This window comes from Pseudomonas frederiksbergensis (assembly GCF_000802155.2).
Taxonomy (GTDB): Bacteria; Pseudomonadota; Gammaproteobacteria; order Pseudomonadales; family Pseudomonadaceae; genus Aquipseudomonas; species Aquipseudomonas frederiksbergensis_A.
On sequence record NZ_JQGJ02000012.1, the window covers coordinates 32,875 to 48,216 of the forward strand.

Consider the following 15,342-nt stretch of genomic DNA (forward strand, 5'->3'; position numbering starts at 1 on the left):
TCATTTTATTCAACGCTGAAGCGGGGCGATTCGAACCTTGCACAGTCTGACGAATGGCCCTCTCAAGGGAGAAAACCCTTGCGAATCAAGGCTTGCGCGGTAAGCCCCCTCAGCGGCACGAATCGCGCCGCAAAACCGGGTAGAATGCCGCCCACGCAACGAGGGTATTTGGAAATGGCTTTAGTCGGGCGCTACAACAGTTTGCAAGTGGTTAAACACACCAACTTCGGTTTATATCTGGACGGCGGGGCGGACGGTGAAATCCTGCTGCCCAACCGTTATATCCCCAAGGATATTCCCAGTGAAGACGAAGATTGGCTGAATGTTTTCATTTATCTGGACAGCGACGACAAACTGATCGCTACCACGGAAAAACCGAAGGTCCAGGTTGGCGAATTCGCCAGCCTGAAAGTGGTTGAAGTCAACAGCATCGGCGTATTCCTGGATTGGGGCTTGCCCAAGGATTTGCTACTGCCGTACTCCGAAGAAAAACGCCAATTGACTGCGGGCGAATACTGCGTGGTGCACGTCTATCTCGACAAGCACACCCGCCGTATCACTGCCACGGCGCGGTTGGACCGTTATCTGGACAAGACACCGGCCAACTATACGCCTGGGCAGGAAGTCGACTTGCTGGTCGCCGAAGCCACCGACATGGGCTTCAAGGCGATCATCAACAACAAGCACTGGGGCTTGATCCACAAGAACGAAATCTTCAAGTTCATGCGCGCCGGCAAGCAGGAAAAGGGTTTCATCAAGGAAATCCGCCCGGACGGCAAGATCAGTTTGAGTTTGCAGCCGGTGGGCCAGGAAGCGGCCACCAGCCTCAACGCGAAGATCCTTGCCAAGTTGCGCGAGAACAACGGCACGCTACCGGTCAGTGACAAGAGCGACCCGGCATTGATCAGCAGTCTGTTTGGCGTGAGCAAGGGCAACTTCAAGAAGGCCATTGGTGCGCTTTACAAGAATGGGCAGATTGTCATTCATGCTGATCGTATTGAGCTGACCTGATCGAACACAGGATCCTAGCCTTGTGGGCCTTTGATCCTGTGGCGAGGGCGCTTGCTCCCGCTGGCCTGCGCAGCGGGCTCCGGCGTCCTTCGGATCTGATTTTTCGTGGCGATACAGACATTTCTTGGGGCTGCTTCGCACCCCAGCGGGAGCAAGCTCCCTCGCCACGGTGATCATCGCTGTATACAAAATCCTTGCACCTTAAGCATGCATCCGCGCCCCGTTCGTGGGCGTTCTGCCGTGCCCGTTTGGTTTTTACCTGCGCTAAAAACCACGGTTTGTCTCGCATCCAGCGCCTATGGCACGCATTCTGCGTAGTAACCCGTATACAAACCACGCCGGCTCCCGTGCGCAGTGTGGTGGACAATCAAACTCGGGGGCACGGCGGCACCTTAAGGAGCCCCGCAATGTCCGAGCAATTGCCCAACGGCTACAGCCCTCGTCTCTATAACGAAGACCTGGGCCCGCTGCCGCAAAAATGGAATTGGTACAACATTTTCGCGTTCTGGATGAGTGATGTGCACAGCGTTGGCGGCTACGTGTTTGCCGCCAGCCTGTTCGCGTTGGGCCTGGCGAGTTGGCAGGTGTTGATCGCCTTGCTCGGCGGGATTTGCATCGTGCAGTTGATTGCTAATCTAGTCGCCAAGCCGAGCCAACAGGCGGCGGTGCCTTATCCGGTGATTTGCAGGCTGGCATTTGGCGTGTTCGGGGCGAATATCCCGGCGGTCATCCGGGGGCTTATCGCCGTGGCCTGGTATGGAATACAGACGTACCTGGCGTCCAGCGCACTGATCATCGTGGTCCTGCGGTTTTTTCCTTCGATGGAAGCCTACGCGACGCCAAGTTTTGCAGGTTTGTCCTACCTGGGCTGGTTCGGTTTCCTTGGGTTGTGGTTCGTCCAGGCGTTGGTGTTCTGGACGGGCATGGAGTCGATCCGTCGCTTCATCGACTGGGCCGGGCCGGTGGTGTATGCCGTGATGTTCCTGCTGGCGGGTTGGATCGTGTGGAAGGCCGGTTGGAGCAACATCAGTTTTACCCTGGCGGAAAAATCCTTGTCGGGCTGGCAGGCATTCGGGCAAGTGATCGTGGCGACGGCCCTGGTGGTGTCGTACTTTTCCGGCCCAACCTTGAATTTCGGTGATTTCAGCCGCTACTGTCGGAGCATGTCTGACGTACGTCGTGGCAATTTCTGGGGGTTGCCGGTGAATTTCCTGGCGTTCTCTCTGGTCACCGTGGTGATTGTTTCCGGGACGTTGCCGGTGTTCGGGGAAATGCTCCACGACCCGATCGCCACCGTGGCACGCATCGATAACGACGTAGCCGTCTTGCTCGGCGCTTTCGCCTTCGTCACCGCGACCATTGGCATCAATATCGTTGCCAACTTCGTTTCCCCGGCCTTTGACTTTGCCAACGTCGCGCCGAGCAAGATCAGCTGGCGCGCCGGAGGCATGATCGCGGCGGTGGCATCGATTTTCATCACACCGTGGAACCTGTTCAACAACCCTGAAGTGATCCATTACACCCTGGACGTACTGGCGGCGTTTATCGGCCCGCTGTTCGGCATCCTGCTGGTGGACTATTACCTGATCAAGAAGCAGCAGATCGACGTCGATTCGCTGTTCAACGATGGCCCGACTGGGCGCTACTACTACAGTGGGGGCATTAACTGGACAGCGGTCGAGGCATTGATCCCGGCGACGCTGATGGGCGTGGCGATCACGTTCACGCCGTTTCTCCAACCGATGGCCAACTTTGCCTGGTTCACCGGTTGCTTCCTCGGCGGCGTGTTGTATTTCGCCTTGGCGCGACGCCAATCCGTCCTACAACTGAACACGTCGCTGAACGCGGCCGGCCAAGCCTGATCAACGCAGGGCGGTCTGTGCGCAAGGCTTCACCGCGCTTGCGTTGGCGGGGCGCAGCAGGAGGCCGCCCGCCAGCACCAGACCGCTGCCAGCGATGACCAGCGCGGGTTGCAAGCCACCGCTGAAGTGGCTGCTCAGCGCTGCCAGCAAGGGGCCGCTGAGCTGGCCGATGGCAAAACACGCCGTCAGCAGTCCGATGTTGCGCTGCGTCGCGTGGGGCGCCAGTTCTCGGGCACGCATCACCACGAGTTGCATGCAGGCCAGAAACGGTGAGCCACACAGGACTACGCCCAACGCCAGCCCCGCACCGCTGCCCAGCAGGCACGCAAACACGCCAGCGGCTTGCAGCCACAACGTCGCCATCAGCCACCGGCTGGTGGTGTTCGGGTTGGGCTTGCGCAGGCTCACCAGCAACACACCAATGGCGGCGGCCAGGCCGAAGCAGGGCCAAAACAGATCCGCCTGCCATTGCCCTTTGAATTGTGCGGATGCCATCTGCGACAGGAACGTCGCCGGAATGATGTAGCCCACGCCATACAAGGCGTAGACCACGCAGAGTCGGGCGATACCGCTGTTACCGGACACAACGACGGGCGCTGTATGGGTGGCCGCCGCCGTGGGTTTCGGCAGGGCCGGCAGGATCACCAGCAACATAATCAATGCCGCACCGGCATACACCAACCACAAGACATCGGAGGTCTGGCCCAGCAGGTTCGAGCCAAGGGCCAACAAGCCTGTCAGGAAAATTCCCAGTCCCGGTCCGGCAAATACCAGCGCCCCAAGCCGTGGCCGTCCTGCCGCCGCGGCCAAGGGCTGGCTCAGGGCCGTGATCATCACCATCACCCAGGCGCTCGCCACACCGGTGCCGAAGCGCAATGCCAGGTGCGGCCAGAAGCCCCAGGCCCAGAACGACGCCAGGGTCAGCAGCACGCACAGCCACAGGCCGCCGAGCAACCGTCGCTGCACTTGTTCCGGGCGACGGGCGAACATCGCGTCCAGCGCGCCGAGGAAATACCCCAGGTAGTTGGCGGCGGCAATCAGACCGGCGGCGGTCAAGTCCACCTGACCTTCGCCGATCAAATGAGGTAACTGGGGCGTAAGGGCGAAGCGGCCGATGCCCATGGCCACCATCAGGGCTATGAAGCTGGCAAGCAGGCGAATCAAGGGCGACATGGTCGTTCTCCAGCGTTGAGGCGAATGACCGTCAGGCTAGGACTGATTGACTTTCATTAAAAATGAATAATAGTGAGCAACTTGTTCTTTTTTGGAGATGGTCGTGGAGTTCAGCCAGTTACGGATTTTCCAGGCCGTGGCCGAGGAAGGTTCCATCACCCGGGCAGCGGAGCGCTTGCACCGGGTGCCATCGAACCTGTCGACCCGGCTCAAGCAGCTCGAAGAGCAGTTGGGCGTGGATCTTTTCCTACGGGAGCGTCAGCGTTTGCAGTTGTCGCCTGCAGGAAAAGTCTTGTTGGATTATGCGACCAAGCTGTTCGCCCTGCATGACGAAGCCCACGCGGCGGTGCAGGGCGGTCAGCCGGCCGGGGATTTCCTGCTGGGCACGATGTACAGCACGGCGGCGACGCATTTGCCGGACCTGCTGGCGGCATATCACCGGGCTTACCCGGCGGTGAACCTGCAGGTGCAATCGGGGCCAAGTGGTGAATTGCTCGAAGGCCTGCTTACCAATCGCCTCGATGCGGCGCTGGTGGACGGCCCGCTGGAACTGGCGGGATTGGATGGCGTGCCATTGTGCGACGAACGGTTGGTGCTGATCACCGAGGCGGACCACGCGCCGGTACGCAGTGCGCTGGACGTGGAAGGCCGCGCGGTATTCACCTTCCGCCGGGGCTGTTCGTACCGGATGCGCCTGGAGGCCTGGTTTGCCCATGATCACGCAACCATGGGCCGGGCGATGGAGATCGAGTCGTACCAGGGGATGCTGGCGTGTGTCATCGCCGGGTCCGGGGTAGCGTTGATGTCGGAGTCGATGCTCGCCAGCCTGCCGGGCCGCGAGCGTGTGGTGGCGCATCCACTGGCCGAACCATTTGCCAGCGCGACGACGTGGTTGATGTGGCGCAAAGGCATGGTCGGCGCCAACCTGAACGCCTGGATCGAGTTGCAACAACAAGCGTGGCCGCGGGCGCCCATGATCACGGCGCAATCGGCTTGAACTCACAGCCTGGGATTTGGATCAATTCAGTAACAGATCATTGCAATCTGTAACGAGCATTGCGTAGGACTTCGGACTATTATCAGTGCGAAGGGGCCACAGAAATCTGCCGCTCGCACCACCCTGAGGGGGCACCACGATGAAAGAGAAAATCCAGAACTGGCTTCACGACTTGGGGGTCGCGCTCGGCCTCATTGAGCCGCCCATGCAGCCGATACCGATCCGCACTGACGATGAGCAACGCCGCCGCCAGCCGCGCCGCCGGTAAACCCACCCGTTTTTGGAGAGATCGCAGTTCCAGAGCCTTTCGATTGAAAGACTCTGGAACTGCGATCTTTTTATTTGCGATGTGAATTCCTATGGCAAAAAAAGGGCATGGCCACCGACGCCATGCCCATCGAAGAAACCTTTCTGCTATTTGATCAAGCCGCCTTAGGCACCACATTCGACCGCGGCGACAACAAGCTCACCACCACGAAACTCACCAACGCGACGCTCAAGCTGTAATAGATCGGCGTGTTCGCATCCAAACCATCCTTGAACATGAAGAACAGCGCGGTCACGAAGCCCAGCGACATGCTGGTGATCGCTCCGGCCGTGGTGGCGCGTTTCCAGTAGATGGCGCCGATCAGCGGGATCAGCATGCCGCCCACCAATAGGTTGTAGGCCAGGGTCAGGGCACTGATGACATCGCTGACCACCAGGGCGATTGCCAGGACCACCGCACCGAGCAGCAAGGTTGCGATGCGGTTTTCATGGACGTCGCCGTTGCCGCTTTCACGACCCTGGCGCAGACGCGGCAACAAATCCTGGACCACCGTAGTGGAAGCCGCGAGCAGCCCCGCCGCCGCCGTGGACATCAGCGCCGCAAGTGCGGCGGCGATCACCAGGCCGCGTATCCCGTTGGGCAAGCTGTGTTGCACCACGCTTGCAAAGGCGTTGTTGACGTTTTCCAGGTCCGGCAGCAGTACCTTGGCGGCCATGCCGATCAGCGCACCGGCCAGGCCGTAGAGCACGCAATACAGGCCGGCGGCGGTTCCGGCGACTTTCGCCACGCCTTCGCTGCGGGCGGTGAACACTCGCTGCCAGATGTCCTGACCGATGAAGATGCCGAAGAAGTAGATCAGGAAATACGTGATGATGGTGTCCCAGCCAATGGCGGTGAAATCGAAATAGCGCGCCGGCAAGGCCGCCACCATTGCGTCCCAGCCTCCGGCATCACTGATGGACATCGGCATCAGCAAAAACACCAGGCCGATGGTCATGATGAGGAACTGCACGATGTCGGTCAGGGTCAGCGACCACATCCCGCCGATGGTTGAATACAGCACCACCACGCCGCCGCCCACCAGGATCGAGACCCAGAAGGGCAGGCCGAACAGCACCTGCATGACGGTGCCGATGGCGATGGTCGACGTGGCGCCGATCATCAGCGCGTAGACCAGCATGATCAGCGCGCTGGCATGCCGCGCAGCCGGGTTGTAGCGGCGCTCCAGCACTTGGGTCACGGTATAGATCTTCAGTTTGAGCAACGGTTTGGCGAGAAACAGACTCAGCCCGACGATGCCCAGGCCGATAGCGCCGCACAGCCAGAATCCGGAAATGCCATGGACGTAGCCCAGGCGCACAGTGCCGATGGTCGATGCACCGCCCAGGACGGTGGCGGCCATGGTGCCCAGGTAAAAGCCCGGGCCGAGGTTGCGCCCGGCGACGAGATAGTCGTCACGGGTCTTGGCGCGGCGCATGCCGTACCAGCCCAGGGCGATCATGCCGGCGGCGTAGATGAGAACGACGATTAAATCCAAGGCCATGATGGCGTGTCTCCGATTGTATTTTTTATGTGGGGCGAGGCTGCTGGCGCTGACGCCATGGGAATTGGTCAGTCAGGCGGCCTGTCGCAGTTCTGACGGGTTGAGCGGATCAGTGCTACGCGGATCCCGCGGCCCATACACCGCCGCCGGTTCCGGAAACAGCCCCAGCAATGCCAGGTACACCACCGACGCCAGCCCCAAGGTCACCGGCAGGCTGATGTCGATACCACCGGCCAATTCCCCCAATGGTCCGACGAACTGCCCCGGCAGGTTGACGAAGCACAGCCCCACCAACGCGCTGGGAATCCAAGCCCCCAGGCCGCGCCAGTTCCAGCCGTGGCTGAACCAGTAGCGCCCGCCGGTTTCGCCGCGGGTGAACACTTGCAAGTCATCCGGGCAGTAGAAGCCACGACGCACCACCAGACCGATGATCATGATCACCATCCAGGGTGTGGTGCAGGTGATGATCAGCACGGCGAAGGTCGAGACGCTCTGCACCAGGTTTGCCGCGAACCGCCCTATGAAGATGAAGGCGATCGACAGCACGCCGATCAGCAGCGTCGCCTTGACCCGCGACAGCACCCTTGGGAATACGCTGGACATGTCCAACCCGGTGCCATACAGCGACGTGGTGCCGGTGGACATGCCACCGATCACCGCGATCAGGCACACCGGCAGGAAGAACCACCCCGGCGACACCGCCAGCAACCCGCCTACATAGTTATTGGCCGCGATGTAGTCTGGCGCCTTGATCGCCACGATGGTGGCGGTGGCGAGGCCGAACAGGAACGGGATCAGCGTCGCCAGTTGCGCGGCGATCACCGCCAGCATGATGCGCGGCTTGGGCGTGTTGCGTGGGATGTAGCGCGACCAGTCACCCAGGAACGCGCCGAAGGAAATCGGGTTGCTCATGGCCACCAGCGCCGCGCCGATGAAGGCCGCGTAGAAGCCCGGCTGGCCGAGGGCGACCGTGCCGGCGAACTGGCTGTCGAAACTCGGCGCGAAGGCAAAGATGCCCAACAAGAACAACAGGCTCGCGGCCCATACGGCGATGCGGTTGACCCACAGCATGAAGCGGAAGCCGTAGATGCAAACCGTCAGTACCAGCAAGGCAAACAGGCCGTAGGCCAGGCCCAGGCTCAGGTCGGTTTCCGGCACGCCGATCAATCGCTTGGCACCGCCGATCAACGCATCGCCCGAACTCCACACCGACAGCGAGAAAAACGCGATGGCGGTCAGCAGCGACAGGAATGAACCGACGATGCGTCCGTGCACACCGAAATGCGCACCGGAAGACACCGCGTTGTTGGTGCCGTTGAGCGGACCGAACAGGCCCATCGGCGCGAGAATGATCGAACCGACCAATACCCCCAGCACAATCGCCCAGACACCGGCCTGGAACGACAGGCCGAACAGCACCGGGAAACTGCCGAGCACGGCGGTGGCAAAGGTATTGGCGCCGCCGAAGATCAGCCGAAACAGATCGCCCGGGCCGGCGGTTCGTTCATGGTCCGGGATCTGCTCGACCCCGTTGGTTTCAATCTGCGTAAGGCTTTTATCGTTATTGTTATTCATGATCTGCTCCGATCATCGAGGCGCATTCATCGGCTGTGAATGTCGCCTGTGGCTAAGGGGGTGGCAGCCCTTCCGGCATTGCGGACAAATGTTCATGACAGGCCAGCCATAGGCCTTGTTGTTCTTGGCGAAACACAATGGTTTCGCGCTCCTGGCTAAAGTGAAGCTCCCCTTGCATGCGCAGCTGGGTGGCCACGTCATGGATGAAAATCGCCACGTCTCCTTGCAGGCTGACGTAGGCGTTGCTCGAGGTGCAGCTCAGCACCTCGAAGCCATCCTCGGCCCGCCAGCGATCCCACAACACCTGGTAGGCGTCGCGGGACAGCAGGGGGTGTTCGAGGGTATGGAACACGAAACTCGCGTCGGCCGTGAACGCGCCAAAATAGGCGTCGCGGTCATTGCGGGCGAAGGCGGACACCAGTTTGGCAGCGGCCTCGAGGACTTGGTCTCGATCGTTCATGGCCGGGCCTCAGCGATGGACCACGCCGGGCAGTACGCAGAGCATCTCGTACAGCAGGTTGGCGCCCAGCAGCGAGGTGTTGCCGGTGGTGTCGTACGGCGGCGAAACTTCTACCAGATCGCAACCGACCAGGTCGAGGCCTTGGCAGCCACGGACGATTTCAATCGCTTGGATAGTGGTCAATCCACCGATTTCCGGGGTGCCGGTGCCGGGCGCCCAGGCTGGGTCGATGCCGTCGATGTCGAAGCTCAGGTACACCGGGCCGCCGCCGACTTTTTCACGCACTTCAGCCATCAACGGCGCCAGGGATTTGTGCCAGCACTCCTCGGCCTGGACCACGCGGAAACCCTGGTTGCGGCTCCAATTGAAGTCATCGGCGGTGTAGCCCTGGGCGCGCAGGCCGATCTGCACCACGCGGTCACAATCGAGCAAGCCTTCTTCCACGGCGCGGCGGAAGGTGGTGCCGTGGGCGATTTTCTCGCCGAACATGTGGTCGTTCACATCGGCATGGGCGTCGATGTGCACCAGGCCGACCTTGCCGTGTTTCTTGTGGATCGCCCGCAGGATCGGCAGGGTGATGGTGTGGTCACCGCCCAGGGTCAGGGGGATGACATTGTGTTCGAGGATCTTGTGGTACGACTCTTCGATGATTCGTACCGCGTCCAGCAGGTTGAAGGTGTTGATCGCCACGTCACCGATGTCCGCCACCGACAATGAGTCGAACGGCGCGGCACCGGTGGCCATGTTGTAGGGGCGGATCATCACGGATTCGGCGCGGATTTCGCGCGGGCCGAAGCGGGTGCCGGCGCGCAGGGAGGTGCCGATGTCCAGCGGCACGCCGACAAAGGCAGCGTCCAGGCCGGCAGCGGTGGGAAGGTGGGGGAGTCGCATCATGGTGGCGATGCCGCCGAAGCGCGGCATTTCGTTGCCGCCCAGTGGTTGATGAAGAATCTTGTCCACGGGTAGGGCCTCATCGTTGTTTTATTTATCAGGGGCCGATTCTGCGAAAAGCTTTTGCCGTGAAGAATCGCTGGCGGCAAATACTTAGTTCAGATTTTTCTAAACTAATGACGGGCGGGGCGATAGACTCCGCAGCAACGCAATCCCAGCGGGCATGATGCCCCTCGCCACAAAGTTGCAGAGACCCGCCTCTATGGAGACGCCCCAATGGCCCACCCTCTACCCGACCTGAAACTGCTGCGCATTTTTGTCAGCGTGGTCCGGCACCAGGGGTTCGCCAATGCCCAGCACGAGCTCAATCTCTCCACGTCCGCCATCAGCACCTACATGAGCCAGCTCGAATCGACCCTGGGCCTGGTGCTCTGTCATCGCGGACGGGGCGGGTTCAGCCTGACCAGCAAGGGCGAGTTGTTCCATCAGGAAACCCTGCGCCTGATGGGCGAGCTGGAAGGGTTCGAGCAATACGCCGCGGCGCTCAAGGGCGAGCTGCGCGGCACGCTCAACCTGGGAGTGATCGACTCCACCGTCAGCGACAAGGCCCTACCGTTCGCCGAAGCCATCGGTGCCTATAGCCAGGAACATCCGGCGGTGCATTTGCATCTGTCGGTCCTGAGCCCTTACGAATTGCAACTCGGCGTACAGGACAACCGCCTGGACCTGGCCATCGGCGCGTTTTCCACGCGCATGAGCGGGTTGGTCTACATGCCGCTGTACCGCGAGCAGCACTGGCTGTATTGCAGCAACCGCCACCCGTTGTTCACCGAGCGACGTATCCCGGAACAACTCATCACCCAGCAACGCATGGTCGGACGCGGTTACTGGAGCCAGGCCGAACTGGCTCGCCATGGCTTCAAGCACAGCGCGGCGACAGTGGAGAGCATGGAAGCGCAGTTGATCCTGGTGCTGTCAGGCGCCTACATCGGCTACCTGCCCGAGCATTACGCCCAGGCCTGGGTCGACAAGGGCGACTTGCGCGTGCTGCTGCCGGCGACATTCGGCTATCAGGCGCCGTTCTCGATGATCGTGCGCCGGGGTCGCAGCCGCGAGCCGCTGATCCAGACCTTTCGTGATCTACTCAAAGCTCAACTGAACCAGGCCTGACCATGTCCAGACTCCAGTGCCCACGTTGCCTCAGGCCCCAAAGCCATTGCCTGTGCCCGTTGATCCCCAGCCTCGACAGCCGCACGCGCGTCTTGTTGTTACAGCATCCCAGCGAAGTGAACCACGCGTTGAACACCGCCCGGCTGGCGGCGTTGGGGCTGAAGAATGCCGAGCTGATCGTGGGCGAGGTGTTCGAGGATCTGCCGCGGTTGCTCGATCAACCGGGCTATCGGGCGCGGTTGCTGTTTCCCGCTGACGATGCGCAGCCGCTGCAAGCCTACGCTTCTTGCGATGAGCCGCTGCTGTTGGTCGTTCCCGACGGCACCTGGCGCAAGGCGCGCAAACTGTTGCATCTCAACCCGCTGCTGGCGGCGCTGCCGAGGGTGACGTTGGCCGACGGCGGCGTGTCTCGCTACCGCTTGCGCAAGGCTCCAGGGCCGGGGGCGTTGTCGACGGTGGAGGCGATTGTCCAGGCCTTGCAGGTTCTGGAGGCGCCGGTGAGTTTCGAGCCGTTGCTAAAACCGTTCGAAGCGTTGATCGAGGGGCAGATCGCGGCGATGGGGGAGGAGACCTATCAGAAGAACCATGGAGGAGAATAAAGGTCCCTTTGGCAAGGGAGCTTGCTCCCGCTCGGCCGGTCCGACGCCTCGGGCGCAGCCGTCGTAAAACCTGCCGCGTGGTCTTCCTGATACAACGCGGTGAATGGTCTTGGGGCCGCTTCAGCCCAGCGGTAGCAAGCGCCCTCGCCACAGGGTTGAGTGAAGTCCGGATCAACGCTCGCGCATCGCCTCGGTCCGCGCCTTCAACACCGGTTTCAGCAGGTAATCCAGCACGCTTTTCTCGCCAGTGATGATGTCCACCGTCGCCACCATCCCTGGAATGATCAGCAACGGTTTCGCATCCCCACCCAAATGGTTCCTGTCGGTGCGCACCTGGATCAGGTAAAAACTGTTGCCCTTGTCATCGGTGATGGTGTCGGCGCCGATCAATTCGAGCTTGGCGCTCAGCCCGCCATAGATCGTGTAGTCGTAGGCGCTGAACTTGACCATGGCTTTCTGGCCCGGATGCAGGAACGCCACGTCCTGGGGACGGACCTTGGCTTCGATCAGCAGGTTGTCTTCCAGGGGCACGATCTCGATCATGTCGCTGCCCGGCTGGACCACGCCGCCGATGGTGTTGACCTTCAGTTGCTTGATCACCCCATGCACCGGAGAGACCACGGTGGTGCGCGTCACGCGGTCATCGATGGCGATGCTCGAGGCGGTGATTTTCGACAGTTCCGTGCGTTTCTCGTTGAGCTCCTTGGCCGCGTCGGAACGGAAGGACTGTTCTGACTCGTCGATCTTGCTCTTGATTTCATTGATCGCCGATTCAGCCCGCGGAATCGCCAGGGTCGTGGCATTGAGCGAGCCACGAATTTCCACCGCGCTACGCTTGAGCCGCAGGATCTCCACCGGTGAAACCGCCCCGGTGCGCACCAGCGGGGCCGACATGTTCATCTCTTCTTGCAGCAGGGCCAGCGCCGAGCTGAACTGCCCTTGCTTGGAACGAAACTCCGCCAGTTCCTGGGTTTTCTGCCGCAGTTGTTCGGTCAGGGTCCGTTGCTCGCTGGCCAGGCGCCGCTGGCGTTGTTCATACAGTGCGCGCTCATCCTCGGCCACTTGTGGCGCCTTGCCGGTGACTTCGGTGGATAACTGCAGCGGCCGTCCTTCCGCTTCCGCCGACAAGCGTTCGACCTGGGCCATCAACGCATAACGATCGGCCTCGCTCTCACCCTTGTTTGACAGGAAGCGCGTGTCATCCAGGCGCAGCAAGGTGTCGCCCTTGTTCACCATCTGGCCTTCGCGCACGAAAATCTCGGTGACGATGCCACCCTCCAGGTTCTGGATCACCTGGATCTTGCTCGACGGAATCGCCTTGCCTTCGCCAGTGGTGACTTCTTCCAGGACTGCCAGTTTCGCCCAGACCAGCCCACTGACAATCAGCCCAGCCGCCAGCCACACGGTGACGCGCGAGCGCCGGGGCGAATCTTGTAGCGTCGCGCCGGCGGTTTCCGGCATGAATTCGCTTTCAGCGCTTTTGCTGAAGCTGCCGAAATAGCTTCGGGCGGCTTGATCGGGTGTTTGAGCAGACATGGGGCGGTACCCGTTGGCTAAATGTAATGATCCGGTGTGCAGCTTTTGTGGCGAGGAAGCTTGCTCCCTCGCCACAGTGGTATGTGTTGGCAGCTATACCGCCGCAGAGCCCACCCGTCCCTTGCGCAGCGCATCGATCACCGCGTCCTTCGGCCCGTCCGCGACGATCCGGCCGTTATCCAGCACCACCAAACGGTCTACCAGGCTCAGCATCGAGGTGCGGTGGGTGACCAGCAGCACGGTCTTGCCTTGCACGTGGGTGTGAAGCTTTTGCCGCAGGGCGTCTTCGCTGCTGTTGTCCATCGCGCTGGTGGGTTCGTCCAGCAGCAGGATCGGCGGGTCCAGCAACAGGGCCCGGGCCAGCAGCACGGCCTGGCGCTGGCCACCGGACAGCAACTGCCCGCGCTCGCCCACCGGACGGTCGAACCCCTGGGGATGCTGGCGCGCCAGTTCGGTGACGCCGGTCAGTTCGGCCACTTCGAGCATGCGTGCGTCGCTGATATAGCGAGCGCCGAGTGTGAGATTGTCCCGCAGGCTGCCGGCCAGCAGTGGCAGGTCATGGGCGACGTAGCCGATCTGTTGGCGCAGGTCGGCGACGTCCAGCTGTCGCAGGTCCAGGCCGTCCAGCAGCAACTGGCCTTGCTCCGGTGCATAGAACCCCATCACCAGCCGCGCCAGGGTGCTTTTGCCCGAGCCGCTGCGGCCGATGATCCCGACCCGTTCGCCAGGCTTGAGGCTGAAGCTGATGTTGGCCAGCGCCGGGGCGTCCTGGCCGTTGTAGTGGAAGGTCACGCCGTTGACGTCCAGCGCGCCCTGCAATTGGGTGCGATCCAGTGGGCGTTGCTTGGCGTCACGCTCCTGGGGCAACGCCATCAGCGCATCGGTGCTGCGCATGGTGAGCTGGGCTTGCTGGTAACGAGTGATCAGCCCGGCGATCTGCCCGAGCGGGGCCAGTACACGGCTGCCGAGCATGTAGGTCGCCACCAGTGCGCCGACGCTGAGGTTGCCGGCGATGATGCTGTAGACCCCGGCAACGATGGTGGCCATGCCCGCCAGTTGTTGCAGGAACAGCGTGCCGTTGGTTGCCAGGGCCGAGAGGTTGCGCGCATGGCTGTCCAGGCGGGTGAGGGCGCCGTGGGTGCTTTCCCATTGATGCTGGCGCTCGCTTTCGGCACTGCAAGCCTTGAGGGTTTCCAGGCCACCGAGGGTTTCGATCAGCAGGGCCTGCCGTTGGGCGCCCAAGGCCAGGCTCTTTTGCACGGTGTCGCGCAGGCGCGCCTGGATGATCATCGCGAAGACGATGGTGATCGGGAACGCGACCACGGGAATCACCACCAGCCAGCCGCCCAACAGGCCGATCACCACCAGCATCAGCAGGGCGAAGGGCAGATCGATCAGGCTGGTGAGGGTCACCGCCGTGAGAAATTCCCGCAGGCCCTGGAAGTCATGGATGCTCTGGGCAAATCCGCCGATGGTCACCGGCTTGGCTTTCATCGCCATGCCGGTGATGCGCTCGAACAGTGTGGCGGAAAGGATTACGTCGGTCTTCTTGCCGGCGGTGTCCAGCAGATGAGCGCGCACCACCCGCAACACCAGTTCGAAACCGGTGCCGATCAACAGCCCTACGGCCAGCACCCACAACGTTGAGGTGGCTTGGTTCGGTACCACGCGGTCGTAGGTCTGCATGACGAACAGCGGCACCATCAACCCCAGCAGGTTGATCAGGAAACTCGCCAGGATCGCGTCGCTGTACAGCCAGCGCGACAGTTTCAAGGTGTCGCGAAACCAGGCTTCGACCCGCGGCACCAAGGGCGCGCGCAAGTCTTCGAGTTCGTGGCGCGGCCGGGCGAAAAGTGCCTGGCCGCTGTAGTCGGTGGTCAGTTCCTCACGGCTGACCCATTGTTCGCCGCCGTCGGCCTCGCTGGGCAGGATCAGCGCGCGACCGTCCTCGCCCCAGCGCCGCAATATTGCACAGCGGCCCCCGGCGAGGATCAGCATCACCGGCAAATTAAGCGCCGAAATGTCCGCCAGGTCGCGACGCAACAGTCGCGCCTGCAAACTGGCCCGGGCCGCTGCGCGGGGCAGCAGGTCCAGGCTCAAGCGTTGGTGCGCCATAGGAAGCCCGGCGCTGAGGCTGGCGCGGCTGACGGTCGCGCCATGGAGTTTGCAGAGGATCAACAAGCCGTCCAGCAAGGGATCATCGAAATTCAAGCGCGGGTCGGCGCTCGGGTTTGTGGGTTCCATGCTGGTCACATCG

General features: G+C 61.8%; 13 protein-coding genes. 6 read left to right on the top strand and 7 right to left on the bottom strand.

All coding sequences use genetic code 11. From position 1 onward, the window contains the following. The first annotated feature begins 174 nt into the window (after positions 1–174). Positions 175–1,011: a CvfB family protein gene (locus JZ00_RS20485; protein WP_039593142.1), complete on the top strand. Its 837-nt coding sequence runs from the start codon at positions 175–177 to the stop codon at positions 1,009–1,011. A gap of 407 nt (positions 1,012–1,418) precedes the next feature. Then, complete coding sequence (locus JZ00_RS20490; protein ID WP_039593141.1) at positions 1,419–2,873, top strand: NCS1 family nucleobase:cation symporter-1; 1,455 nt, start codon at positions 1,419–1,421, stop codon at positions 2,871–2,873. On the opposite strand, the gene JZ00_RS20495 is transcribed toward JZ00_RS20490, so the two are convergent. Continuing rightward, on the bottom strand, positions 2,874–4,046 hold the full coding sequence (locus JZ00_RS20495) for an MFS transporter (protein WP_039593140.1): 1,173 nt from the start codon (positions 4,044–4,046) through the stop codon (positions 2,874–2,876). A gap of 103 nt (positions 4,047–4,149) precedes the next feature. Here JZ00_RS20495 and ptrR point away from each other — a divergent pair, with 103 nt between their 5' ends. Together ptrR and JZ00_RS31730 are read left to right on the top strand one after the other, a co-directional pair. Beyond that, positions 4,150–5,043 carry a putrescine utilization regulator PtrR gene (ptrR, locus tag JZ00_RS20500; protein WP_039593165.1) on the top strand — a complete coding sequence of 298 codons (894 nt, stop codon included), beginning with the start codon at positions 4,150–4,152 and terminating at the stop codon, positions 5,041–5,043. 139 nt (positions 5,044–5,182) lie between these two features. Next, positions 5,183–5,311, top strand: coding sequence for a PA1414 family protein (locus tag JZ00_RS31730; protein WP_256222727.1), 129 nt, complete (start codon positions 5,183–5,185; stop codon positions 5,309–5,311). A 154-nt stretch (positions 5,312–5,465) separates the two neighbouring features. Here the strand turns inward: JZ00_RS31730 and JZ00_RS20505 are convergent, their stop codons facing one another. The 4 genes from JZ00_RS20505 to speB form a co-directional block, all read right to left on the bottom strand. After that, positions 5,466–6,854 carry a sodium:solute symporter family protein gene (locus tag JZ00_RS20505; RefSeq protein ID WP_039593139.1) on the bottom strand — a complete coding sequence of 463 codons (1,389 nt, stop codon included), beginning with the start codon at positions 6,852–6,854 and terminating at the stop codon, positions 5,466–5,468. Between the two features lie 72 nt (positions 6,855–6,926). Continuing rightward, the gene (locus JZ00_RS20510) at positions 6,927–8,432 is read right to left on the bottom strand and encodes a purine-cytosine permease family protein (RefSeq protein WP_162488973.1); all 1,506 of its coding nucleotides are present in this window, start codon (positions 8,430–8,432) and stop codon (positions 6,927–6,929) included. 49 nt (positions 8,433–8,481) lie between these two features. Beyond that, the gene (locus JZ00_RS20515; RefSeq protein ID WP_039593137.1) at positions 8,482–8,889 is read right to left on the bottom strand and encodes a YybH family protein; all 408 of its coding nucleotides are present in this window, start codon (positions 8,887–8,889) and stop codon (positions 8,482–8,484) included. A 9-nt stretch (positions 8,890–8,898) separates the two neighbouring features. Then, positions 8,899–9,849 (bottom strand): agmatinase, encoded by a 951-nt coding sequence (gene speB / locus JZ00_RS20520; RefSeq protein WP_039593136.1) that lies wholly within the window; start codon positions 9,847–9,849, stop codon positions 8,899–8,901. Positions 9,850–10,056: 207 nt separating this feature from the next. Between speB and JZ00_RS20525 the strand changes: the two genes are divergently transcribed. After that, complete coding sequence (locus JZ00_RS20525) at positions 10,057–10,950, top strand: LysR family transcriptional regulator (protein ID WP_039593135.1); 894 nt, start codon at positions 10,057–10,059, stop codon at positions 10,948–10,950. A gap of 2 nt (positions 10,951–10,952) precedes the next feature. Beyond that, positions 10,953–11,549 (top strand): tRNA-uridine aminocarboxypropyltransferase, encoded by a 597-nt coding sequence (locus JZ00_RS20530; RefSeq protein ID WP_039593134.1) that lies wholly within the window; start codon positions 10,953–10,955, stop codon positions 11,547–11,549. A gap of 171 nt (positions 11,550–11,720) precedes the next feature. Here JZ00_RS20530 and JZ00_RS20535 read toward each other — a convergent pair whose 3' ends face one another. Together JZ00_RS20535 and JZ00_RS20540 are read right to left on the bottom strand one after the other, a co-directional pair. Further along, positions 11,721–13,085: an HlyD family type I secretion periplasmic adaptor subunit gene (locus tag JZ00_RS20535; protein ID WP_039593133.1), complete on the bottom strand. Its 1,365-nt coding sequence runs from the start codon at positions 13,083–13,085 to the stop codon at positions 11,721–11,723. Between the two features lie 93 nt (positions 13,086–13,178). Further along, positions 13,179–15,338: a type I secretion system permease/ATPase gene (locus JZ00_RS20540; protein WP_039593164.1), complete on the bottom strand. Its 2,160-nt coding sequence runs from the start codon at positions 15,336–15,338 to the stop codon at positions 13,179–13,181. Positions 15,339–15,342 lie beyond the last annotated feature (4 nt).

Excerpts from the sequence above, each read along its gene's own strand:
- JZ00_RS20535 (WP_039593133.1), bottom strand. The coding sequence starts at position 13,085 with ATGTCTGCTCAAACACCCGATCAAGCCGCCCGAAGCTATTTCGGCAGC.
- JZ00_RS20530 (WP_039593134.1), top strand. The coding sequence starts at position 10,953 with ATGTCCAGACTCCAGTGCCCACGTTGCCTCAGGCCCCAAAGCCATTGC.
- JZ00_RS20525 (WP_039593135.1), top strand. The coding sequence starts at position 10,057 with ATGGCCCACCCTCTACCCGACCTGAAACTGCTGCGCATTTTTGTCAGC.
- JZ00_RS20505 (WP_039593139.1), bottom strand. The coding sequence starts at position 6,854 with ATGGCCTTGGATTTAATCGTCGTTCTCATCTACGCCGCCGGCATGATC.
- JZ00_RS20495 (WP_039593140.1), bottom strand. The coding sequence starts at position 4,046 with ATGTCGCCCTTGATTCGCCTGCTTGCCAGCTTCATAGCCCTGATGGTG.
- JZ00_RS20485 (WP_039593142.1), top strand. The coding sequence starts at position 175 with ATGGCTTTAGTCGGGCGCTACAACAGTTTGCAAGTGGTTAAACACACC.
- JZ00_RS20490 (WP_039593141.1), top strand. The coding sequence starts at position 1,419 with ATGTCCGAGCAATTGCCCAACGGCTACAGCCCTCGTCTCTATAACGAA.
- JZ00_RS31730 (WP_256222727.1), top strand. The coding sequence starts at position 5,183 with ATGAAAGAGAAAATCCAGAACTGGCTTCACGACTTGGGGGTCGCGCTC.
- JZ00_RS20515 (WP_039593137.1), bottom strand. The coding sequence starts at position 8,889 with ATGAACGATCGAGACCAAGTCCTCGAGGCCGCTGCCAAACTGGTGTCC.